At 71.9% G+C, this 21,016-nt stretch carries 21 protein-coding genes and 1 riboswitch; of the genes, 8 read left to right on the top strand and 13 right to left on the bottom strand.

Annotated features, from left to right (window positions below):
• Nucleotides 1-25 precede the first annotated feature (25 nt).
• Complete coding sequence (locus FB465_RS20120) at nt 26-715, bottom strand: copper homeostasis protein CutC (RefSeq protein ID WP_145792526.1); 690 nt, start codon at nt 713-715, stop codon at nt 26-28.
• A gap of 93 nt (nt 716-808) precedes the next feature.
• Here FB465_RS20120 and FB465_RS20115 point away from each other — a divergent pair, with 93 nt between their 5' ends.
• Nucleotides 809-1,441 (top strand): HD domain-containing protein, encoded by a 633-nt coding sequence (locus tag FB465_RS20115; protein ID WP_145792524.1) that lies wholly within the window; start codon nt 809-811, stop codon nt 1,439-1,441.
• Here the strand turns inward: FB465_RS20115 and FB465_RS20110 are convergent.
• The 6 genes from FB465_RS20110 to thrC form a co-directional block, all read right to left on the bottom strand.
• Nucleotides 1,425-1,691 (bottom strand): DUF4031 domain-containing protein, encoded by a 267-nt coding sequence (locus tag FB465_RS20110; RefSeq protein WP_246192742.1) that lies wholly within the window; start codon nt 1,689-1,691, stop codon nt 1,425-1,427. The two genes, FB465_RS20115 and FB465_RS20110, sit on opposite strands and share 17 nt — an antisense overlap.
• Nucleotides 1,688-2,047 (bottom strand): hypothetical protein, encoded by a 360-nt coding sequence (locus FB465_RS20105; RefSeq protein WP_145792521.1) that lies wholly within the window; start codon nt 2,045-2,047, stop codon nt 1,688-1,690. Before FB465_RS20105 ends, FB465_RS20110 begins: the two co-directional genes overlap by 4 nt.
• Before the next feature lie 153 nt (nt 2,048-2,200).
• Entirely contained in the window at nt 2,201-3,823 is a 1,623-nt protein-coding gene (gene groL / locus FB465_RS20100; protein WP_145792519.1) for a chaperonin GroEL, read from the bottom strand.
• Between the two features lie 303 nt (nt 3,824-4,126).
• Nucleotides 4,127-4,330, bottom strand: coding sequence for a cold-shock protein (locus FB465_RS20095; RefSeq protein WP_030289665.1), 204 nt, complete (start codon nt 4,328-4,330; stop codon nt 4,127-4,129).
• A gap of 598 nt (nt 4,331-4,928) precedes the next feature.
• Entirely contained in the window at nt 4,929-5,207 is a 279-nt protein-coding gene (locus FB465_RS20090; protein ID WP_145792517.1) for a ubiquitin-like small modifier protein 1, read from the bottom strand.
• 29 nt (nt 5,208-5,236) lie between these two features.
• Complete coding sequence (thrC, locus tag FB465_RS20085) at nt 5,237-6,526, bottom strand: threonine synthase (protein WP_145792515.1); 1,290 nt, start codon at nt 6,524-6,526, stop codon at nt 5,237-5,239.
• Between the two features lie 17 nt (nt 6,527-6,543).
• Nucleotides 6,544-6,675, bottom strand: a riboswitch (SAM riboswitch).
• 137 nt (nt 6,676-6,812) lie between these two features.
• On the opposite strand from thrC, the gene FB465_RS20080 reads away from it, so the two are divergent.
• Both FB465_RS20080 and FB465_RS20075 read left to right on the top strand, forming a co-directional pair.
• The gene (locus tag FB465_RS20080; protein WP_246192741.1) at nt 6,813-7,820 is read left to right on the top strand and encodes a glucosyl-3-phosphoglycerate synthase; all 1,008 of its coding nucleotides are present in this window, start codon (nt 6,813-6,815) and stop codon (nt 7,818-7,820) included.
• A 196-nt stretch (nt 7,821-8,016) separates the two neighbouring features.
• Nucleotides 8,017-9,486 (top strand): alpha,alpha-trehalose-phosphate synthase (UDP-forming), encoded by a 1,470-nt coding sequence (locus FB465_RS20075; RefSeq protein WP_145792513.1) that lies wholly within the window; start codon nt 8,017-8,019, stop codon nt 9,484-9,486.
• Here the strand turns inward: FB465_RS20075 and otsB are convergent.
• Nucleotides 9,470-10,330: a trehalose-phosphatase gene (gene otsB, locus FB465_RS20070; protein ID WP_145792512.1), complete on the bottom strand. Its 861-nt coding sequence runs from the start codon at nt 10,328-10,330 to the stop codon at nt 9,470-9,472. The two genes, FB465_RS20075 and otsB, sit on opposite strands and share 17 nt — an antisense overlap.
• 31 nt (nt 10,331-10,361) lie before the next feature.
• Nucleotides 10,362-10,589 carry a DUF3263 domain-containing protein gene (locus tag FB465_RS20065; protein WP_145792511.1) on the bottom strand — a complete coding sequence of 76 codons (228 nt, stop codon included), beginning with the start codon at nt 10,587-10,589 and terminating at the stop codon, nt 10,362-10,364.
• A 100-nt stretch (nt 10,590-10,689) separates the two neighbouring features.
• Here FB465_RS20065 and FB465_RS20060 point away from each other — a divergent pair, with 100 nt between their 5' ends.
• Nucleotides 10,690-11,034, top strand: coding sequence for a cupin domain-containing protein (locus FB465_RS20060; RefSeq protein WP_145792510.1), 345 nt, complete (start codon nt 10,690-10,692; stop codon nt 11,032-11,034).
• A 10-nt stretch (nt 11,035-11,044) separates the two neighbouring features.
• On the opposite strand, the gene FB465_RS20055 is transcribed toward FB465_RS20060, so the two are convergent.
• Nucleotides 11,045-12,319 (bottom strand): extracellular solute-binding protein, encoded by a 1,275-nt coding sequence (locus FB465_RS20055; RefSeq protein WP_246192740.1) that lies wholly within the window; start codon nt 12,317-12,319, stop codon nt 11,045-11,047.
• A 168-nt stretch (nt 12,320-12,487) separates the two neighbouring features.
• A complete protein-coding gene (locus FB465_RS20050; protein WP_145792509.1) occupies nt 12,488-13,282 on the bottom strand; it encodes a DeoR/GlpR family DNA-binding transcription regulator in 795 nt (264 codons plus the stop codon).
• Between the two features lie 218 nt (nt 13,283-13,500).
• On the opposite strand from FB465_RS20050, the gene FB465_RS20045 reads away from it, so the two are divergent.
• The 4 genes from FB465_RS20045 (at nt 13,501) to FB465_RS20030 (ending at nt 17,654) form a co-directional block, all read left to right on the top strand.
• Nucleotides 13,501-14,421, top strand: coding sequence for an SIS domain-containing protein (locus tag FB465_RS20045; protein WP_145792508.1), 921 nt, complete (start codon nt 13,501-13,503; stop codon nt 14,419-14,421).
• Nucleotides 14,422-14,579: 158 nt separating this feature from the next.
• On the top strand, nt 14,580-15,512 hold the full coding sequence (locus FB465_RS20040; RefSeq protein WP_145792507.1) for an ROK family protein: 933 nt from the start codon (nt 14,580-14,582) through the stop codon (nt 15,510-15,512).
• Nucleotides 15,509-16,708 (top strand): N-acetylglucosamine-6-phosphate deacetylase, encoded by a 1,200-nt coding sequence (gene nagA, locus FB465_RS20035; RefSeq protein ID WP_145792506.1) that lies wholly within the window; start codon nt 15,509-15,511, stop codon nt 16,706-16,708. The genes FB465_RS20040 and nagA overlap by 4 nt, the downstream gene beginning before the upstream one ends.
• A gap of 67 nt (nt 16,709-16,775) precedes the next feature.
• Entirely contained in the window at nt 16,776-17,654 is an 879-nt protein-coding gene (locus FB465_RS20030; protein ID WP_145792505.1) for a class II fructose-bisphosphate aldolase, read from the top strand.
• Here FB465_RS20030 and FB465_RS20025 read toward each other — a convergent pair.
• The gene (locus FB465_RS20025) at nt 17,617-18,531 is read right to left on the bottom strand and encodes a carbohydrate-binding protein (protein WP_145792504.1); all 915 of its coding nucleotides are present in this window, start codon (nt 18,529-18,531) and stop codon (nt 17,617-17,619) included. The two genes, FB465_RS20030 and FB465_RS20025, sit on opposite strands and share 38 nt — an antisense overlap.
• A 139-nt stretch (nt 18,532-18,670) precedes the next feature.
• Nucleotides 18,671-20,665: a diguanylate cyclase domain-containing protein gene (locus tag FB465_RS20020; RefSeq protein ID WP_145792503.1), complete on the bottom strand. Its 1,995-nt coding sequence runs from the start codon at nt 20,663-20,665 to the stop codon at nt 18,671-18,673.
• Nucleotides 20,666-21,016: the final 351 nt, after the last annotated feature.

The following is a 21,016-nucleotide window of genomic DNA, read 5'->3' as shown; positions in this document are numbered from 1 at the left end:
CGCAGTTCTCGCGCCCCTGTTGTGGTTATCGTCCATCGATGAGGCCGCGCCAGGCGGCGACCTTGGCGGCGTCCACCGGGGACGTCCAGCCGTCCACCCGGACCGGCCCACCGACGTGGAAGCCGTCGAAGCCGGCCGCCCGCAGGCCCGGGACGTGCTCGGCCCGCAGACCGCCGCCGATCAGGATCTGCTGGCGGTACCCGGGGTCACCGGCCTTGGCCAGCTCTCCGGCCAGGACCTCGAGACCCGCGCCGACGCCGGCGGGCGAGCCCGCGGTGAGGATGGTGTCCAGCCCGGGCAGCTCGCCGACGGCCGCACGGACGGCCGCACGGTCCGCGCTGTGGTCGATGGCCCGGTGGAACGTCCAGCGGCAGCCCGCGACGGCCTCCGCGACGGCGGTGGTCGCGGCGAGGTCCACCGCCCCGTCGGCGTCCAGGAAGCCGAGGACGAACTCCTCGGCTCCCTCCGCCCGCAGCGCGGCGGCGCGGGCGCGGAGCTCGTCCAGACCGCCCGGCGTGAAGCCGTCCCGGATGCGGAGCATGACGCGCAGCGGGAGGTCCACGGCGGCGCGGATCCCGGCGAAGTCCTCCACCGAGGGGGTCAGCCCGTCGGCGGCCATGTCCGTGACCAGTTCGAGGCGGTCGGCACCACCGGACTCGGCGGCCTGGGCATCCTGCGCGGTCAGCGCGATGACTTCGAGAATTGGTCTAGACATGTGCGCTACCCTGCCATATCCGGGCCCCTGTGGGCGAGCCCCGGACGGCCACCCGTCACGAACTCGTGACGCCCGCCGGGCCAGAATGGGCGCATGCCCGATACCGACGCCCTGCTCGACCGCTGGACCGCCCTGCTGACGCGCTGCGGCGCAACCGCCGACCCGGAGCCGTACGGGCGCGACCTGTTGAAGCGCTGGGCCGAGCCACAGCGCAGGTACCACACGACCGAGCACCTCGAGGCCGTGCTGGACCACGTCGACGCCCTCGCCGAGCACGCCGACGACCCGGACGCCGTCCGGCTGGCCGCCTGGTTCCACGACGTCGTCTACCGGCCGGACCGCTCGGAGAACGAGGAGCGCAGCGCTCAACTGGCCGTTCGCGCCCTGCGCGAGGCGGGGCTGGCGGAGCCGCTGGTCGAGGAGGTGGCCCGGCTGGTCCGGCTCACCGTGAGCCACCACCCCGAGGCCGGGGACCGCAACGGCGAGGTGCTCAGCGACGCCGACCTGGCCGTTCTCGGGGGCACCCCGCAGCAGTACGAGGCCTACGCGGCCGCCGTGCGCGAGGAGTACGGCTTCGTGCCCGAGGACGTCTTCCGCGCCGGCCGCGCGGCGATCCTGCGCCAGCTCCTGGACCTGCCCGCGCTCTACCGCACCGAGGCCGCCCGCACCCGCTTCGACGCGGCCGCACGGGCCAACCTGGCGGCCGAACTCACGAAGCTGGGCTGACCTTCCGCCGCCGGAGCCCGGCTGCCGTCAGCCGGGCCACCAGCTCCTTGCTGCCGACCGGCTGGGCACCCAGTCGCAGCGCGTCCTCGTACCACTGCGCGGGGATGTCGTAGTGGTCGCGCTCGAAGCCGCGCTCCGGCGCGCCCAGGCGCGCCGCGAAGGCGTGCAGCTCCTCGTACGAGACGTCGCTCACCAGGTGCGACCAGAGCTTCCCGTGGCCGGGCCAGACGGGCGGGTCGATGAGTATCACGACAGCTGCCCGACGGGCGCGACCACGACGCCCTCCTTGCCGCACACCCAGTGCGGCTCGGGCCCCAGCTCGGGCTCGACACTCAGCGCGTGCGGGTCGCCGTCCGCCGCGCACGTCTCGCACAGCGGCCAGCGGCCGTACGCCTCCAGCAGCGCGTCCTGGACGTCCTGCGCCACCAGCCCGAGCACGAAGTCCGTACCGTCGGGCCACTGCTCCAGCCACCACCGCCGGTGCGTCACGGCATCCTCGACCAGCGAGACCATGGCGGCGTCCGCCACGTCCCGTGCGGTCAGGTCGGCAAGGATCAGCGCCCGCGCACTGTGCAGCGCGGCTTCGATGTCAGGAGTGGACGGCATCCACCTATTGTCCCGCAGCACCCACGGTCCGTAGAAAGCCCACCAGATCCTCGATGCCGAGGCCACGCAGGGGTGAAAACGCCTCGAGGGCGGCCTCCCGCGTGGGGAGACCGCCCTCGTGGACGATCAGAACTCGCCGATCCCAGAAGGGGATCAGAAGTCCATGTCACCGCCCGGCATGCCGCCGCCGGCGGGGGCGCCCGCCTTCTCCGGCTTGTCGGCGATGACGGCCTCGGTGGTGAGGAAGAGCGCCGCGATGGAGGCGGCGTTCTGCAGCGCGGAGCGGGTGACCTTGGCCGGGTCGATGATGCCCGCGGCGATGAGGTCGACGTACTCGTTGGTCGCGGCGTTCAGGCCGTGGCCGGCGGGGAGGTTGCGAACCTTCTCCACCACGACGCCGCCCTCGAGGCCGGCGTTGGTCGCGATCTGCTTGATCGGGGCCTCGAGCGCCACACGGACGATGTTGGCGCCGGTGGCCTCGTCGCCGTCCAGCTCGAGCTTGTCGAAGGCCACGGAGGCCTGCAGCAGGGCGACGCCGCCACCGGCGACGATGCCCTCCTCGACGGCCGCCTTCGCGTTGCGAACGGCGTCCTCGATGCGGTGCTTGCGCTCCTTGAGCTCGACCTCGGTCGCCGCGCCGGCCTTGATGACGGCCACGCCGCCGGCCAGCTTGGCGAGGCGCTCCTGGAGCTTCTCGCGGTCGTAGTCCGAGTCGCTGTTCTCGATCTCGGCGCGGATCTGGTTCACGCGGCCCGCGACCTGCTCGCTGTCGCCGCCACCGTCGACGATGGTGGTCTCGTCCTTGGTGATGACGACCTTGCGGGCGGTGCCCAGCAGCTCCAGCCCGGCGTTCTCGAGCTTGAGGCCGACCTCCTCGGAGATGACGGTGCCACCGGTGAGGATGGCGATGTCGCCGAGCATGGCCTTGCGACGGTCACCGAAGCCCGGGGCCTTGACGGCGACGGACTTGAAGGTGCCACGGATCTTGTTGACGACCAGGGTCGACAGGGCCTCGCCCTCGACGTCCTCGGCGATGATGACGAGCGGCTTGCCGCTCTGCATGACCTTCTCGAGGAGCGGGAGCAGGTCCTTGACGGAACCGATCTTGGAGTTGGCAATCAGGATGTACGGGTCCTCGAAGGACGCCTCCATCCGCTCCAGGTCGGTGGCGAAGTAGGCGGAGATGTAGCCCTTGTCGAAGCGCATGCCCTCGGTGAGCTCGAGCTCCAGACCGAAGGTGTTGCTCTCCTCGACGGTGATGACGCCTTCCTTGCCGACCTTGTCCATCGCCTCGGCGATGAGCTCGCCGATCTGGGTGTCGGCGGCGGAGATGGAGGCGGTGGAGGCGATCTGCTCCTTGGTCTCCACGTCCTTGGCCTGAGCGAGCAGCTGGTCGGAGACGGCCGCGACGGCCTTCTCGATGCCGCGCTTCAGGGCCATCGGGTTGGCGCCGGCGGCGACGTTGCGCAGGCCCTCGCGGACGAGAGCCTGGGCGAGCACGGTGGCGGTGGTGGTGCCGTCACCCGCGACGTCGTCGGTCTTCTTGGCGACCTCCTTGACGAGCTCCGCGCCGATCTTCTCGTAGGGGTCCTCGAGCTCGATCTCCTTGGCGATGGAGACACCGTCGTTGGTGATCGTGGGGGCGCCCCACTTCTTCTCAAGGACGACGTTGCGGCCCTTGGGGCCAAGCGTCACCTTGACGGCGTCGGCAAGCTGGTTCATCCCGCGCTCAAGGCCGCGGCGAGCTTCCTCGTCAAACGCGATGATCTTTGCCATGTGAAGTGGTCCTCCGGGACGCGGTCGACTGCACCGGACCGAAGGGTGCCCGCGACGGACGGCCCTGGTGTGCGGGGGTCCTGTCCCCTACCGCTCCCGGGGGCCTCACCGACCCGGTCCGTTGTCACTCTCAAGCTGTGAGTGCTAACGCCAATGATTAGCACTCTCGGGTATCGAGTGCAAGCCCAATCGACCGACACGCACGGACGCCGACGGGCCCGCACGACAGGTGTCGTGCGGGCCCGCTGCTGAAGCAGTTGAGCACCAGCTCGTGACCGAGCCGAGGCTCCGCAGGTCGGAAGGTCAGACCGCCGCGCGGACCATGTCCGCCTGCGGGCCCTTCTGTCCCTGGGAGATCTCGAACTCGACCCGCTGGCCCTCCTCGAGGGTGCGGTAGCCGTCCATCTGGATCGCGCTGTAGTGGACGAACACGTCCGCACCACCGTCGACCGCGATGAAGCCGTAGCCCTTCTCCGCGTTGAACCACTTGACGGTGCCCTGAGCCATTCCGAACTCCCCTTGTGCTGTGCTGGCCCTTCACGGACCCGCAGGATGCGGGCCCAGGTCTGGTAGGCCGGCCCGGGGACCCCCCCTGGGCACAGCCGTGCACGCCGCAGTCCTCCGCCGAGTCCACCGGAAGGTGGCCGGTCAGCGGGTGAATGCGTCGACCGCGGCTGAATGTATCCGGACAGACGCCCTCTGCAACAGGCCCAACTTTCGAGAATTCCCCCGCGCAGTTATCGGATATCACGGGATGAAAGCGGCACATGGCGGCAATTCGCGCTGGGCATAGCGGACGAATGCCACATATCACCGACAGATTTATGACGCCTGCCTGACATCTTTTGCTTCGTACTGTTCAACGGCCGTCTCAGCGGCCGGACGAGCCTTGCGTATGCGATCGGCTGACGGTGCGTGGGGCACCAGCCGGGAGACGACTCAGGCGGAGAAGCGCGGTCGGCGGGGGGAGAAGCGCTGACACCTGCGCACTCTACTCCCTCTCAAGTGCGGAAATATCCGCGCGGCACACCGAGAGCCGCCGCCAGGCCGGAATTGGCATTCCGGGCCTGACGACGGCTCAGGGGTATGGTAGGGCGTTCCCGGCTCAGCAGCCGCCGGCCACGGCCGGGATGATGGAGATGCCCGCGCCGTCCTTGATCTCGGTCTCCAGGCCCTCGGCGAAACGCACGTCGTCGTCATTCACGTACACGTTGACGAATCGGCGGAGCTTGCCGGCGTCGTCCAGAATGCGGGCCGCGATGCCCGGGTGGTTGGCGTCGAGGTCCTGGATGACGGCGGACAGGGTGGCACCCTCCGCCGCCACCTCAGCGGCACCGCCGGTGTAGGTGCGCAGGATGGTCGGGATGCGGACGTTGGCGCTCATGCGGGCTCCTTGCAGGGTGAGGGGGGAGGTCAGGCGGACGCGAGGCCGGCGGCGCGGAAGGAGTCCAGCGTCGGGCGGATGGTGGCGGTCAGGCCCGCATCGGCCACCGCGTCAAGGGTCTTCAGGCCGTCGCCGGTGTTGATCGCGACGGTCTCCTTCGCCGGGTCCAGCTGGCCGGTCTCGACCAGCTTCTTGAGCACGCCGACGGTCACGCCGCCCGCGGTCTCGGCGAAGATGCCCTCGGTACGGGCCAGCAGCTTGATCGCGGCCACCACCTCGGCGTCGGTGACGTCCTCGACGGCGCCGCCGGTGCGGCGGGCGATGTCGAGCACGTACGGGCCGTCCGCCGGGTTGCCGATCGCCAGCGACTTGGCGATGGTGTCCGGCTTGACCGGGCGGATCACGTCGTGGCCGGCCTTGAAGGCGGCGGAGACCGGGGAGCAGCCCTCCGCCTGGGCCCCGAAGATCTTGTACGGCCGGTCCTCGACCAGGCCGAGCTTGATCAGCTCCTGCAGACCCTTGTCGATCTTGGTGAGCTGCGAGCCCGAGGCGATCGGGATGACGATCTGCTCCGGCAGCCGCCAGCCGAGCTGCTCGCAGATCTCGTACGCCAGCGTCTTCGAGCCCTCGCCGTAGTACGGGCGCAGGTTGACGTTGACGAAGCCCCAGCCCTCGCCGGCCGGGTCGCCGATCAGCTCCGAGCAGAAGCGGTTCACGTCGTCGTAGTTGCCCTCGATGCCGACCAGCTCGCCGCCGTAGATCCCGGCCATGACGACCTTGCCCTGCTCCAGGTCGTGCGGGATGAACACGCAGGACTTGAACCCGGCCCGGGCGGCCGCGGCACCGACGGCGCCGGCCAGGTTGCCGGTGGAGGAGCAGGAGAGGGTCGTGAAGTTGAAGGCGCGCGCCGCCTCGATGGCGCAGGCGACCACCCGGTCCTTGAAGGAGTGGGTCGGGTTGCCCGAGTCGTCCTTGATGTGCAGCTGCGCGGTGAAGCCCAGCTCACGGCCCAGGTTGTCGGCCTTGACCAGCGGGGTCCACCCCGGGTTCAGGTTCGGCTTCGAGGCGACGTCGGCCGGGACGGGCAGCAGCGGAGCGTAGCGCCAGATGCTGGCGGGGCCGGACTCGATCTGCTTCCGGAGCTCCTCGGCCTCGGCCGAGCCGAAGTCGTACGCGATCTCCAGCGGGCCGAAGCACTCCAGGCACGCGAAGCTGGGACCGAGCGGGAAGCGGGTGCCGCACTCACGACAGGACAGCGCGGCAGCGGGGCCGAGGTCGACGGTCGGGGCGGAAACTGGAACAGGGGTAGCGGTAGCCATGATGGCGGAGGCCTCTCTCCTCATCTTCCCCGTGACGCGGTCGCGCCACAGGACGGAATTGGCACCTGTCCCGCCGGGGCCTGTGACAGCCGAGCGAGAAGGTTGCCGGGACTTCAACGGGCCGTTCCCTCAGTCCCTCTGGATGAGCTCTATGAAGTTGTGGTCACTCTCTGGGACAGACCCCGATGTGCAAAGGTCCGACCGCAGTACGAAGACTGTAACCGAAGGCGTCAGCCGTGAAGCCGACCGTCCGCCACGCGAGATAGATCTTTCTAGGAGTGTTGTCTTGCCCGACCAGCTGACCCCGGCCCCGCTCCCGGAGGTGGCGTCCTGGCTGCGCCGCCGCTCCTGGACCGCGGCCGACCGTCCGGCGCGCACCCTGCTGGCCGCCAAGAAGGCGGCGGGCCCGGCCGGCACGGTCAGCGTGGTCCTGCCCGCACTGGACGAGGAGCCGACGGTCGGCGAGATCGTCCGGGTGATCCGCCGCGAGCTGATGGAGCGGCTGCCGCTGGTGGACGAGCTGGTGGTGGTCGACTCAGGCTCGGTCGACCGGACGGCGCAGATGGCCGCCGACGCCGGCGCCCGGGTGGTGCACCGGGACGACATACTCCCCCGGCTGCCCGCCGCGCCGGGCAAGGGCGAGGTGCTCTGGCGCTCGCTGCTGGTCACCTCCGGCGAGATCGTCTGCTTCATCGACGCCGACCTGCGGGAGTTCGACCCGGCCTTCGTCTCGGGGATCGTCGGCCCGCTGCTCACCGACCCGGAGATCCAGCTGGTCAAGGCGATGTACGACCGCCCGCTGGAGACCGACGGAGCGGTGGTCCCGGCGGGCGGCGGCCGGGTCACCGAGCTGGTCGCGCGCCCGCTGCTCAACCTGCACTGGCCGCAGCTGGCCGGCTTCGTCCAGCCGCTGGGCGGCGAGTACGCGGCCCGCCGCTCGCTGCTCGAGCAACTGCACTTCCCGACCGGCTACGGAGTCGAGCTCGGGCTGCTGGTGGACGCCCTGGACGCGGTCGGCCTGGACGCGCTGGCCCAGGTGGACGTCGGCGTCCGGCATCACCGGCACCAGGACGGCCAGGCCCTCGGCAGGATGGCCGCGACCATCTACCGGACGGCCCTGGAGCGCCTCGACCGCACCCACCGCCTGAAGGCCTCCGCGGACCTGGTCCACCCCCTGCTCACCCAGTTCACCCGCGACCCCGAAACCCGCGACTTCACCGCCCACACCCACCCGGTCGGCGCCCTGGAACGCCCACCGATGCGGACCGTCCCGGAGTACCGGCGCAAGCGGTGAGCCCCGTCCTCAGAGGTGGCAGACCGACGCAGGCGGTGAACCACCAGGGGCGCGGGGAACTGCGCGAAATCGGAAGACTGCGGCGCCGTACCTTCCGCCTCGCGCAGTTCCCCGCGCCCCTGCCGTTATCCCTCAGCGCGAGCGTCTCCGCGCGGCGAGTGGTTTGCCGCCCGGGGCACCCGGCAAGGTTGGAAGCATGGCCGATCTCGCGACCGAACGTTCGAATCCGACCGGCAGCGCCCCGATCCTGGTGGCCTCCAACCGCGGCCCGGTGTCCTTCACCATCGAGGACGACGGCTCACTGACCCTGCGCAGAGGCGGTGGAGGCCTGGTCTCCGGGCTCTCGGCGATCGACGACCCGTCCGCAGTCTGGGTCTGCGCTGCCCTCGGCGACGCCGACCGCACGGCCGCCCGGCAGTCCCCCGACGGGCGGCTCGACCTCGGCGGCTTCGACGTCGGCGGACAGGCCGTCCGCATGCTGGACATCGACCCCGCCACCTTCACCCGCGCCTACAACGGCGTGGCCAACTCCACCCTCTGGTTCGTCCACCACCTGCTGTACGACACCCCCGTCTCGCCGCTCTTCGACGACCGCTTCCGCCGCGAGTGGGAGTCCTACGGCGCGTACAACGCGGCCTTCGCCGAGGCGCTCGCCGCCGAGGCCGCACCCGGCGCCTCGGTACTGATCCAGGACTACCATCTCTCCCTGGCCCCCGCGCAGCTCCGGTCCCTGCGCCCCGACCTGCGGATCGGGCACTTCTCGCACACCCCCTGGGCACCGCCCGAGTACTACCGCCTGCTCCCCGACGACGTCGCCGCCGCCGTGCTCACCGGCATCCTCGGCGCCGACCGCGCCGCCTTCCTGACCCGTCGCTGGGCGCTCGCCTTCGCGGACTGCTGCGAGGCCGTCCTCGGCGCCACCGTCGACCGCACCGAACTCACCGTCACGTACGAGGGCCGGACCACCCGCCTCGGCGTGCACGGCCTCGGCGCGGACGCCGACTTCCTGCGCGAGCGCGCCCACCAGCCGGACGTGGACGCCCGGCTGGCCTCCCTACGGGAAGCCGTGGGCGATCGACGGACCATCGTCCGGGTCGACCGCACCGAGCTGAGCAAGAACATCGTCCGCGGGCTCCTCGCCTACCGGCACCTGCTGCGCTCGCGGCCCGAGTGGCTGGACCAGGTGGTCCACATCGCCTTCGCCTACCCGTCCCGCCACGACCTGCCCGAGTACCGCGAGTACACGGCGGCCGTGCAGCGGATCGCCCAGGAGATCAACGACGAGTTCGGGACGGCGAGTTGGCAGCCGCTGATCCTGCACGTCAACGACGACTTCCCGCGCTCGCTGGCCGCCTACCGGCTCGCCGACGTCGCCCTGGTCAACCCGATCAGGGACGGGATGAACCTGGTCGCCAAGGAGGTCCCGGTGGTCTCCGACGGCGGGTGCGCCCTGGTGCTCTCCCGCGAGGCGGGCGCGTACGCCGAACTCGCCGACGACGCCATCACGGTGAACCCGTACGACGTCATCGCCACCGCCGAGGCCCTGCACGAGGCACTCACCATGCACCCCGGCGAACGTGCCGACCGCACCAAGCGCCTGGCGGCCGCGGCGACCGCGCTGCCGCCGCAGCAGTGGTTCCTCGACCAGCTCAACGCGCTGAGCTGAGCCGGGCGGCGAGGCCCTCCAGCAACGCGACCACCCCGGCCGGGCCCGGCACCACCAGGTCCGCCCGGTCGGCGAGTTCGCGGACGGGGGCCTCGCCGTCGGCCGTGGCGCTGCAGACCAGCAGGCCGGGCAGGCCGTCCGCGCGGCGCTTCTCCACGGCCGCGTACGCCGCGAGGTCGCCGAGGTCGTCCCCGGCGTAGAGGACCGGACCGGCCGGACGCTCGGCCAGGAAGCCGGCCAGGGCCGCACCCTTGTCGACCCCGGGCGGGCGCAACTCCAGGACGTAGCGGCCCGGTTCGACCATCAGGCCGTGGGCGGCGGCGAGCCGGGCGAGCGGCTCGCGGAGCGCGTCCAGGGCGCCCTCCGGATCGGCGGTACGACGGGTGTGGACGGCGAGGGCACGCCCCTTGTCCTCGACCCAGGTGCCGGGGTGCGCGCCGGCCCGCTCCAGGGCGGCGGGCAGCTCGGCCCGGAGAGCCGCGACGCCGGGCGGCGGCTCGGGCGAGGACAGCTCACCCGTACGGGCCTCCCAGCGCTCGGCGCCGTACTGGCCGAGGACGGTCAGGTGCTCCAGGCCCGGTACGCCCCGGAAGCCGCCGTACTCCACGGCGACCCCCGCCGAGCGGCCCGTCACCACCACCACCGCGCCGACCTGCGGCGCGAGGGCGGACAGCGCGGCGGCCACCCCGGGGTGCGCGCGGGCCTGGTCGGGGTCGGGCACGATCGGGGCGAGCGTCCCGTCGAAGTCGAGGGCGATCACCGCCTCGGCGGGCGCGGCCAGCAGGGCCGCCAGGCCCGCACGGCCGGCCGGGGTGCTCGGTGCTGAAAGCTCAGGCATTCCCATGCCCCCGACCCTACCCAGGGCGGGCCTCCCGCTACCGCTGCGCGCGCTTGGCCTCCCGCACCCGGCGGAGCCGGTTGACCAGCACGGGGTCGTGGGCCAGCGCCTCCTGCCGGTCGAGGAGACCGTTCAGCAGCTGGTAGTAGCGGGTGCTGGAGATGTCGAGCCGCTCCCGGATGGCCTGCTCCTTCGCACCCGCCGTACGCCACTGCTGCGCCTCCAGCGCCAGCACCGCCAGCTCACGTTCGCTCAGCTCAGGCACCCTGTCCACCTCCGCTCGCCCTACGAGGTGTCATTCTGCCCTGCGGGTACGACACACTCTGGCGACTCCGCGTCCGGCCGTCGGCGGCTAGCGTCGGACCATGACCAACAGCTTCGCTCTGCACATCCCCGACGTCGAGCTCACACCGGAGCCGCTGGCACCGGACCAGGTCGTCTCGGGCAGCCCCGAGGTCTCCGGCAAGGTCCTCTGGGAGTCGGAGGACGGCCGGCAGCTGCGCGGCATCTGGCAGATCACCCCGGGGGTGGTGACGGACACCGAGGCGGACGAGCTGTTCGTGGTGATCAGCGGCCGGGCCACCATCGAGGTGGCCGACGGCCCGACCCTGGAGGTGGGCCCGGGCGACCTCGCGGTCCTGCGCGAGGGCGACCGGACGACCTGGACGGTGCACGAGACCCTGCGCAAGGCGTACGCGATCAACTTCTGAAGGCTGCCTGCTACCGCCGGGCCTTCGAGGCCGCTTCGGCCGCCGCGTGCTGCAGGGTGGCCAGGACGTCGTCGCCGCCGTCCCTGACCGCGCCTCCGACGTCCTTCTTGACCATGCCGCTGACCTTGTCCCAGGACGGGTCGCCGAGCGGGTAGAAGCTGGCGCTGGGGAGCGCGGCGAGGAACTGCTTGAGGTCCTCGTGCTTGCCGCCGCTGGTCATCTCGTCGCGGGTGTCCTGGGTGACCGGCAGCAGGTTGTAGAGCTCGTCGAACTTCAGCGTGTTCTCCTTCGTGTAGACGAAGGAGAGGAACTTCTTGATCTCGGCGCGGTGGCCGTTGGCCTTGAAGGCCATCATCCAGTCGGCGACGCCCAGCGTGCCCGCCCTGGCCTGCGCGTCCCTGCGCGGGATGGCCGCCGTCCCGTAGTCGATCTTCGCGTTGAGGGCCTTCTGGATCAGCGAGGGGTGGCCGTTGAGCATCGCGACCTTGCCGGCGGCGAAGTCGCCGAAGGCGGTCTTGCGGTCCACCGTGCCGGGGTCGGGGTACGTCAGCCGGGCGTCCACCAGGTTGGTCCGCAGCCAGCTGAAGGTGGCCCGGTTCTGCTCACTGTCGATGGTGTAGTTCCCCGCGTTGTCGGCGAGGCCGCCACCACCGCTCATGGTCCACATCATCGACTCGGCCTGGGCCTCCTCCGGCCCGAGCGGCAGCCCGTACGGGATGACGCCGGGGACCTTCTGTCTGATCAGCGCGGCGTCCTTCCTCAGCTCCTCCCAGGTGGCCGGCGGCTGGCCGATGCCGGCCTTCGCGAAGACCGCCTTGTTGTAGAAGAAGGCCCGGGACGAGGCCACGAACGGGATGCCGTACTGGCTGCCGAGCACCTGGCCCGCCTTGGAGAAGGCGTCGATCATGTTGACCTGGGTGTCGATCGACAGCACGTCGCTCGCCGGGTAGAGCCGCCCGGCCGCGACCTGGTCCGCGTAGCCGCCGGTCTGCACGACGTCGGGCGAGGAGCCGTTCTTGATCATGGCAGCGACCCGCTGGTCGATGTCGTTCCAGCTGACCACCTGCACGGAGACCTTGATCTTCGGGTTGGCGGCCTCGAACCTCCGCGCCAGCTCGTCCCAGTAGTGGCTGGAACTGGTGGCCTCACTGTCGCCGTAGTCGGCCGCGACCAGCTTGAGGGTGACCGTGCCGTCGGCCGTCAGTCCGGTGCCGCCGCACCCGCCGAGGAGCAGTGTGCCGACGACGGCGATCGGCCAACAGGACTTCCGGGCAAGGAGGTTCAACGCGGTTACCGCCTTCGGGGAGGGGTGGGCGGCGGCCACCCTCTCAGCGCCCGGCGGCAGTGGTCCAGACCTCTGGACGGGTAGTTACCGAAGTGCGGGCCCTCGTTGCACCGGGTGCAACCGGAATCCGGCAATACCGGACAGACCGCCCCGCCCCCTCCGGGCCGTTCAGACCGCGATCACCTGCACGCCCGCCTCCGTGAAGGCGGCGGCCAGTTCCTCGCTCACACCCTCGTCGGTGACCAGGGTGGCGACCCGGTCCAGCCCGCATATCCGGGCGAAGGCCCGATGCCCCAACTTGGAGGAGTCGGCGGCCACCACGACCCTGCGGGCCCGTTCGGCGAGCAGCCGGTTCACGCTCGCCTCGCCCTCGTGATGCGCCGTCGCGCCGTGTTCGGCGTCCAGCGCATCCACGCCCAACACCGTGACGTCCAGGGTGAGTTCGTTCAGCACCAGACCCGCCAGCGGCCCGATCAGCTCGTACGACTGCGGTCGGGCGACCCCGCCGGTGAGGACGATCTTCACCTGGGGGCGGACCGTCAGCTCGTTGGCGATATTGAGGGCGTTGGTGACGATGGTCAGCAGCCGGCCGGGCCCGTTCTCGGGCCGCTCGGCCAGGTCCGGCCGGACGGCCAGCGCGCGGGCCACCTCGGTGGTGGTGGTGCCGCCGTTGAGGCCGACCACCTCGCCCGGCGCGATCAGCCCGGCGACGGCGGCGCCGATCCGCTGCTTGGCGTCGGCGTTGCGGGCGGTCTTGTAGCGCAGCGGCAGGTCGTACGAGACGTTGTGCGCCACCGCACCGCCGCGGGTACGGGTGACCATCTGCTGGCGGGCGAGCTGATCCAGGTCGCGCCGGATGGTGGCGGCGGAGACGTCCAGCGCCTCGGCGGCCTCCTCGACCTCCAACTTGCCTTGCTCGGCGAGCAGTTCCAGCAGTGCGTTCCACCGCTCATACCTGGACACGCTGTGCCGCCCCTCCTGAGCCGTTGCTCCCGTTCGGCCGCGCGGACGCGCGAAGCGTGCACAGCTTTGCACATTCCTGCTCACCGGAGCGTTGTCGGAGCCCCGCCACGCGCGTTCCATTGCGCAATCATGCTCGAAAGAGCTATAAATCAAGCAGCTTCACGCAACACCAGCTTCACGCAGCAATGGACCCGGAGCACCCCGAGGAGCTCGCACCCATGGCCCTGACTTCCCTCACCGGCGAGGAACTCGCCACCCAGCCCGCGAACTGGCGTCACGCCGCCACCCTCGCCGCCGAGGCGGCGCCCGCCCTGCCGCAGCGCGGCGAGCGGGTCGCGGTGGTCGGCTGCGGCACCTCGTGGTTCATGGCGCAGGCGTACGCCGCACTGCGGGAGACCGGCGGGCACGGCGAGACGGACGCCCTGGCCGCGTCCGAGTTCCCGTACGGGCGCCGCTACGACCGGGTGATGGCGATCAGCCGCTCGGGTACGACGACCGAGGTCCTCGACCTGCTCGACCGGGTGAAGGTGCCGAGCACCGCGATCACCGCCACCCCGGGCACCCCCGTCGTGACGGCCGCCGAACAGCTGCTGATGCTGGACTTCGCCGACGAGCGCTCGGTGGTGCAGACCCGCTTCGCCACCACCGCGCTCGCCCTGCTCCGCGCCCACCTGCAGATCGAGGGCGCGCTGCCGCCCGGCACCAAGAGCGTCGCCGAGGCCGCCGCCGACGCGGAGCTCGCCGTCGCGCAGCCCGTACCGGAGGAGCTGCTGGCAGCGGAGCAGGTCACCTTCCTCGGCCGGGGCTGGACGTACGGGCTGGCCCAGGAGGCCGGGCTGAAGATGCGCGAGGCGGCCGGCGCGTGGACGGAGGCGTACCCGGCGATGGAGTACCGGCACGGGCCGATCAGCATCACCGCACCGGGCCGCGCGGTCTGGGCCTTCGGCGAGCTGCCGGACGGCCTGGCGGGCGACATCGCGCGAGCCGGCGGTCTGCTGGTGGCCGGTTCGGGCAGCGGCGGGCTCGACCCGCTCGCCGACCTGATCCGGGCGCAGAAGCTCGCCGTCGCGCTCGCCGAGGCCCGCGGCCTCGACCCTGACCAGCCGCGCAGCCTGACCAGGTCGATCATCCTCGCCTGACCTCCGGTTGCCGCCGAGCAAAGGGGAAAGAAGGTTGCCGAGGGCTTCACAAACCCGGGTATCACACCTCCAAAGGCGACAAACCTCACTCAGCTGGACCAGACCAATCGCGCAACTGGACTAGACCTCTCCGACATGGTCAAGGGAAACTGTCCCCCGTGAAGTACGTCATCGCACTCGATGTAGGCGGCACCGGCATGAAGGCCGCGTTGCTCGCCCAGGACGGCTCCGTGCTGTTCGAAGCACGCCGCCCGACCGGGCGGGAGCACGGCACGGACGCCGTGGTCGCCGCCATCCTCGACTTCGCCGCCGACCTGGCGGACGAGGGCCGCAGCCGATTCGGCTGCGCACCCCTCGCCGCAGGCGTCGCCGTGCCGGGGACGATCGACGAGGGGAACGGGATCGCGGTGTTCTCCGCCAACCTCGGCTGGCGGGACCTCCCGATGCGCAAGCTGCTCGGCGAACGCCTGGGCGGACTGCCGGTCGCACTCGGCCACGACGTCCGCTCCGGCGGCCTGGCCGAGGGCCGGATCGGTGCCGGCCGGGGCGTCGACCGCTTCCTGTTCATCGCGCTGGGCACCGGCATCGCCGGGGCCATCGGCATCGGCGGACGGATCGAGGCGGGCGCCCACGGCTACGGCGGCGAGATCGGCCACGTGGTGGTCCGCCCCGGCGGCCCGGCCTGCGGCTGCGGCGCCCGCGGCTGCCTGGAGACCCTGGCGTCGGCCTCGGCCGTCTCCCGGGCCTGGGCGGCGGCGAGCGGCGACCCGGAGGCGGACGCGGCGGCCTGCGCCCTCGCGGTCGACGCCGGGGACGAGCGCGCGCTGACGGTCTGGCGGAACGCCGTGGATGCTCTCGCCGACGGGATCGTGCTGGCCCAGAGCCTGCTCGACCCGTCGACGGTGATCGTCGGCGGCGGCCTGGCCGAAGCGGGTGACACGCTCTTCACGCCACTGCGCGCGGCGGTGACCGAGCGGCTGACCTTCCAGATGCCCCCGAAGGTCGTTCCGGCCATGCTCAAAGACACCGCCGCTTCCCTGGGCGCGGGCCTGCTCGCCTGGGATCTGCTCTCCAAGGAGGTGACCGCGTGACAACCGCGCGGAATCGATCAGCGGCTCCGCCGCGGGGTACGGCACTCGTCGGCGCCCGACTGGTCCTGCCGGGCGGCGTCGTCGAGAACGGCCGGCTGACCGTCGAGGGGACGACCATCGCGGGGCTCGGCGGCGACCGGCAGCCCGGGGACGTCGACCTCACCGGCTTCACGGTCGTCCCCGGCTTCGTCGACCTGCACGTGCACGGCGGCGGCGGCGCCTCGTACGCGTCCGGGGTGGCGGAGGAGGCTCTCAGGGCCGCCCGTACGCACCTGGAGCACGGCACCACCACGACCATGGCGAGCACCGTCACGGGCGAGATCGACGAGGTCTGCCGGCAGGCCGCGGTGCTCTCCGAGCTGGTCGAGGACGGGGTGCTGGCGGGCATTCACTTCGAGGGTCCGTTCATCTCGCACAACCGCTGCGGCGCCCACCGCCCCGACCTGCTGCGCGACCCGGACCCGACGCTGGTCCGCAAGCTCGTGGACGCCGCCCGCGGCCACGCGCGGATGGTCACCCTGGCACCGGAGCTGCCGGGCGGCCTCGAGTCCGTCCGGATGCTCGCCGACCTCGGCGTCATCGCGGCCGTCGGGCACACCGACTCCGACTACGTGAAGACGCTGGAGGCCATCGAGGCCGGCGCGACCGTCGCGACCCACCTCTTCAACGCGATGCCGGGCATCCAGCACCGCGCCCCGGGCCCGATCGTCGCCCTGCTGGAGGACGAGCGGGTCACCGTCGAGCTGATCAACGACGGCGTCCACCTGCACCCCTCGGTGCTGGACCTGGCGTACGGCACGGCGGGCGCCGAGCGCGTCGCACTGATCACCGACGCGATGGGCGCGGCCGGGATGGGCGACGGGCTCTACCCGCTCGGCCCGCTGCAGGTCAGGGTCGAGAACGGCGTGGCCCGCCTGGTCGAGGGCGGCTCGATCGCCGGCTCCACGCTCACCCTCGACGTCTCCTTCCAACGGTCCGTCACCGTCAACGGCCTGACGCTCAACCAGGCCGTGCAGTCCCTGTCCACCGTCCCGGCCCGGCTGCTCGGCCTCTCGGACTCCATCGGCTCCCTGGAGGCAGGCAAGAACGCCGACCTCGTCGTCCTCGACTCCGACACGTACGACCTCGTCGCGGTGATGCGCCGCGGCGAGTGGATCGTCGGCGCGGACCGCTTCACCAAGGCCCACGCGGCCTGATCCTCCCGCCGGGAGGGGTGAGTAGCGGAACTGCGTCCCGCTACTCACCTCTATCTGGGGGACACCCATGCCCATCGCCCGTACCGCCGACCTGCTCGCCGCCGCCTACGCGACCCGGCGCGGCCTGCCCGCCTTCAACGTGATCACCCTGGAGCACGCCGAGGCGATCACCACCGGTGCCGAACTCGTCGGCGTCCCGGTCGTGCTGCAGATCAGTCAGAACGCCGTCGCGTTCCACGGCGGCCGGCTGCTCCCGCTGGCCCGCGCCTGCACCGAGGTCGCCGCCGCCGCACGGGTGCCGGTCTCGCTCCACCTCGACCACGTCGAGGACATCGACCTGCTGCGCGCCGCGCCCGCCGCCGGCTTCTCCTCCGCGATGTACGACGCCTCCGCGCTCCCGCACGCGATGAACGTCAAGGCCACCGCCGAGGCCACGGCCTGGGCGCACCGGCACGGCCTGTACCTGGAGGCCGAGCTGGGCCGGGTCGGCGGCAAGGACGGCGAACCGCCGCTCTCCCCCCACGCGCCCGGCGCCAGGACCGACCCGGACGAGGCGGCCGCCTACGTGGCCGACACCGGTGTGGACGCGCTGGCCGTGGCGGTCGGCAGCTCGCACGCGATGACCTCGCGGACCGCCGCGCTGGACCACGGGCTGATCCGGCGCCTCGCCGAGGCCGTGCCCGTCCCGCTGGTGCTGCACGGCAGTTCGGGCGTGCCCGACGAGGAGCTCTCGGCCGGCATCGAGGCCGGCCTGGTGAAGGTCAACATCGGCACGGCGCTCAACGCCGCCTTCACGCCGGTGGTCCGGCAGCGCCTGGCCGAGGACGCGCGCGTCACCGACCCGCGCACGTACCTCGCCCCGGCCCGCGCCGCGATGGCCGAGGCGGTCGCCCACCTGGCCCGGGTGGTCACTTCTCCGGGTACTTCTCCACGCTCATCGAGGTGAGCGCGACCTGGTCCAGCAGCACACTGCCGCTGCTCCCGGCCGGGAGGGACACCGTGATGGTGTTGCTCCCGGCCTGCAGCTCCGGCCATATGTTCGTGCTGTACCAGGCCTGGGCGGGGTCGGTGTTGCCCTTGGAGTAGTTCTTGAGGGTGACGCCGCCGTCACGGTCCTTGCCGTTGATGGCGACCGCGGCCTTCAGGTCCTCGCCGCTGTTGTTGAAGTGCAGCCAGAACTTGTACGCACCCCCGGTCGGCGCCTGCACCGTCCAGGTCACGGTGGAGCCCGCCTGCAGGGTCAGGTAGCCGCCGTCCGCCGAGATCGCGCCCTTGACCCCGCTGCCGGGCGCGGCGTTCTGCGCCTGGAGCTTGGAGGCGTCGGCGACCGGGTCGGCGGAGGCCGTCGGGCTCGCCGAGGCGGAGGCGGAGGCCGAGCCGCTGGGGGTGGCGGGAGCGCTGCTGTGTGCGCTCGCCGAGGTGTCCGGCTTGCCCGCGTCGCCGCCGGAGAGGGCGATGCCCGCGCCGACCGCGATCGCCGCGACCACCGCGACCGCACCGATCACCGCGGCCTTGCCACGCCCGCCGCTCGGCCGCTCCTCGCCCGGCTGCGGGCGCGAGCGCTCGGCGTACCGGGTCTGCTGCGTGGGCACCTCGGCCGCCGGCGGCTGCTGCTGGGGGTAGGGGCGGTACGGCTGCGCCGGGGCGGCCGGCTGCTGCCCGTACTGGGCCCGGCCGACCTCCATCGGGCGCGCGTAGGACGTGTTGCGGGGCTGGCTGGGCGCAGCCTCGCCGTCTGCGGGGCGGTAGAGGTATGCGAACGGGTCGTCGTCCGCCGAGTCCTCGGGCGCTCCGTTAGTGCCGGCGGTCGTCACGGTGGTCAACTCCCCATCGCAGCGCGCCGCACGGCAGGCACGCCGTACGGGCAAGTGGTGGACGCTCGTACCGGGGAACCCTACCTTCCGGACGTGGCGGCTGGAAAAGGCGGCTCACGGCCGTCCGCCGGTCGGCGCTGATCAGCGCTCAGCCTGCTCGGCGGTGCGAACGTTCTCCCCGCGCGCCCCTCACCGCCCCTCCACGGGCCCGCTTCTCGTCGTACATGCGTTCGTCGGCGGCGTGCAGCACCTCCTCGATGCTCATGCCGCAGCCCGCCCAGCCGATGCCCAGGCTGACGCCGACCCGGGTGGTCCGGTTGTCGATCCGCATCGGCGGGATGATCGCGTTGCGCAGCCGCCCGGCCAGGTCCTTGGCCTCCTCGCGGCCGATGCCGTCGGCCAGCACCACGAACTCGTCCCCGCCCAGCCGCGCGACGGTGTCACCCTCACGGACCACCTGCTGGAGCCGCCGGGCCACCTCGATCAGTACGGCGTCGCCCGCCTTGTGCCCGAATCTGTCGTTGATCGACTTGAAGCCGTCCAGGTCGCAGAAGAGCACCGCGAGCCCCTTCTCCGCGCCGGCGCCCCCGCGCGCGGACGCGCCCCAGAGCTCGCCGCCCGCCGGGGGGTCGGACGGGACCACCGCATGGACGTGGTCGGCCGGGATGTCGCCGCACTCGAGGACCCGCCCGGCGGCGAAGGCCTCGCGGTCCAGCTCCAGGGCGAACGAGTCGCGACCCTCAGGAGGCCCGTAGCCGTGCGCATGACCAGCGGGGACCACCACCCCGTCGAAGGTGCCGTGCGCGCTGTAGGAGGCCCCCTGCGTGGCGTACGCGGGCTCTCCGTAGGCGGGCTCCTCGTAGCCGGGGCCGCCGTAGTCGCGATCGGCGTACTCTCGCTCGCCGTAGCCGGGCTCGCCGTACTCGGGGTCGCCGTAGCCGGGCTCCCCGTACTCGCGGGGTTCGCCGTACTCACGGGGTTCGCCGTACTCGCGGGGTTCGCCGTACGAGGGCTCCGGGTGAGAGGCGCCGTGGGCGGCCGCCCCGCCGGGGCCCTGGGGCTGGCCGCAGAGCCGCCGGCCCAGCCGGGCCCTCAGCTCGGCGCTGTTCGGCAGGCCGGTCAGCGCGTCGTGGCTGGCCCGGTGGGCGAGCTGGAGCTCGTGCCGCTTGCGGTCCTCGATGTCCTCGACGTGGGTGAGCAGGAAGCTCGGGCCCTCGGCCGCGTCGGCGACCACGGAGTTGCGCAGGCAGACCCACTGGTAGCCCCCGTCGCGCCGGGAGAGCCGCAGCTCGGCGCGGCCGCCCTCGGCGCTGGTCCGCTGCAGCAGTTCCAGGTCGTCGGGGTGCACCAGGTCGGCGAACCTCTGCTGGCGCAGCGTCGCCCGGGGGCGGCCGAGCAGGCGGCAGAGCGCGTCGTTGACCCGGGTGAGCTGGCCCATGCCGGCGCCGTGCAGTTCGGTGATGGCCATGCCGCTGGGCGCGTACTCGAAGGCCTGCCGGAAGCTCTCCTCACTGGCCCGGAGCGCCTGCTGCTCCTTCTCAAGCCGGGCCAGCGCCCGCTGCATCTCCGCGCGTAGGCGGGCGTTGCCGATGGCGATGGACGCCTGCAGGGAGAACATCTCCAGCGCCTCGCGGGTCCACGCTCCGGGGCGCTTGCCACTGCGCGGGCGGTCGACCGACAGCACGCCGAGCAGATCGCCGCCGGCGCTGTACATCGGCGCCAGCAGCACGTCGGCCGGGTGCCAGTCGTTGACGTACACCGGCAGCGGGCCGTCGCCGGTCCAGCTCGGGATGTCGGTGCCGATCGCCCAGCCCCGGTCGTACGGCAGGAAGCGCAGGGTGCCCCAGTGGTCGCTGACGCTCAGCATCCGCTCCCAGGACTCCCGGGAACCGACCTGGCCGAGCAGTACGGAAGGGCCGCCGAAGGCGCTCTCCTCGACCTCCCAGACCGCCGCCACCACCAGATCGCCGTCCGGGCGGACCAGGCTGACGGCGGCAGCGTCGAAGCCGAGCCCGTGCACCGCGCCCTCGACGACGGCCTGCAGGGTGCCGGCCAGGCTGCGGGCAGCGTTGAGGTCCGCCACGACCCGGTGCAAGGTGCGGAGGGTCGCCAGGCGGACGTAGGGCTCCGACTCGGCTTCCATGCGGGGGCTCCCCGGCTGCTTCGGATAGTTCTTGAATGGTTATCGTCCGATTGCCAGAAGAACTGAATCACAGGGAGCACAGCGATAGGCACGCTCGGTCAACAATAGGTCACCACTTGTGACCCAAATCACACAATGGTTATGTGTGCATACGCAGTTCAGCTGCCCGATAACGCGACTTATCCCGACAATCACGACCATTGGGCCTTCGGCCGCGGAGCGCGCGAGCTGAAGCCCGTTGACCGCCGGCAGGCCCTGGCCGGTCACTCCTGAGAGTGAGTCAGCTCACCTCGGGCCCGGTCCTGAGGGCCTGGCCGGTCCTACGACCAGGGCCCGATGCCGTTTCCCCGA

Source organism: Kitasatospora atroaurantiaca (assembly GCF_007828955.1).
Classification (GTDB): Bacteria; Actinomycetota; Actinomycetes; order Streptomycetales; family Streptomycetaceae; genus Kitasatospora; species Kitasatospora atroaurantiaca.
This window is presented reverse-complemented; position numbering and strand designations above follow the sequence as displayed.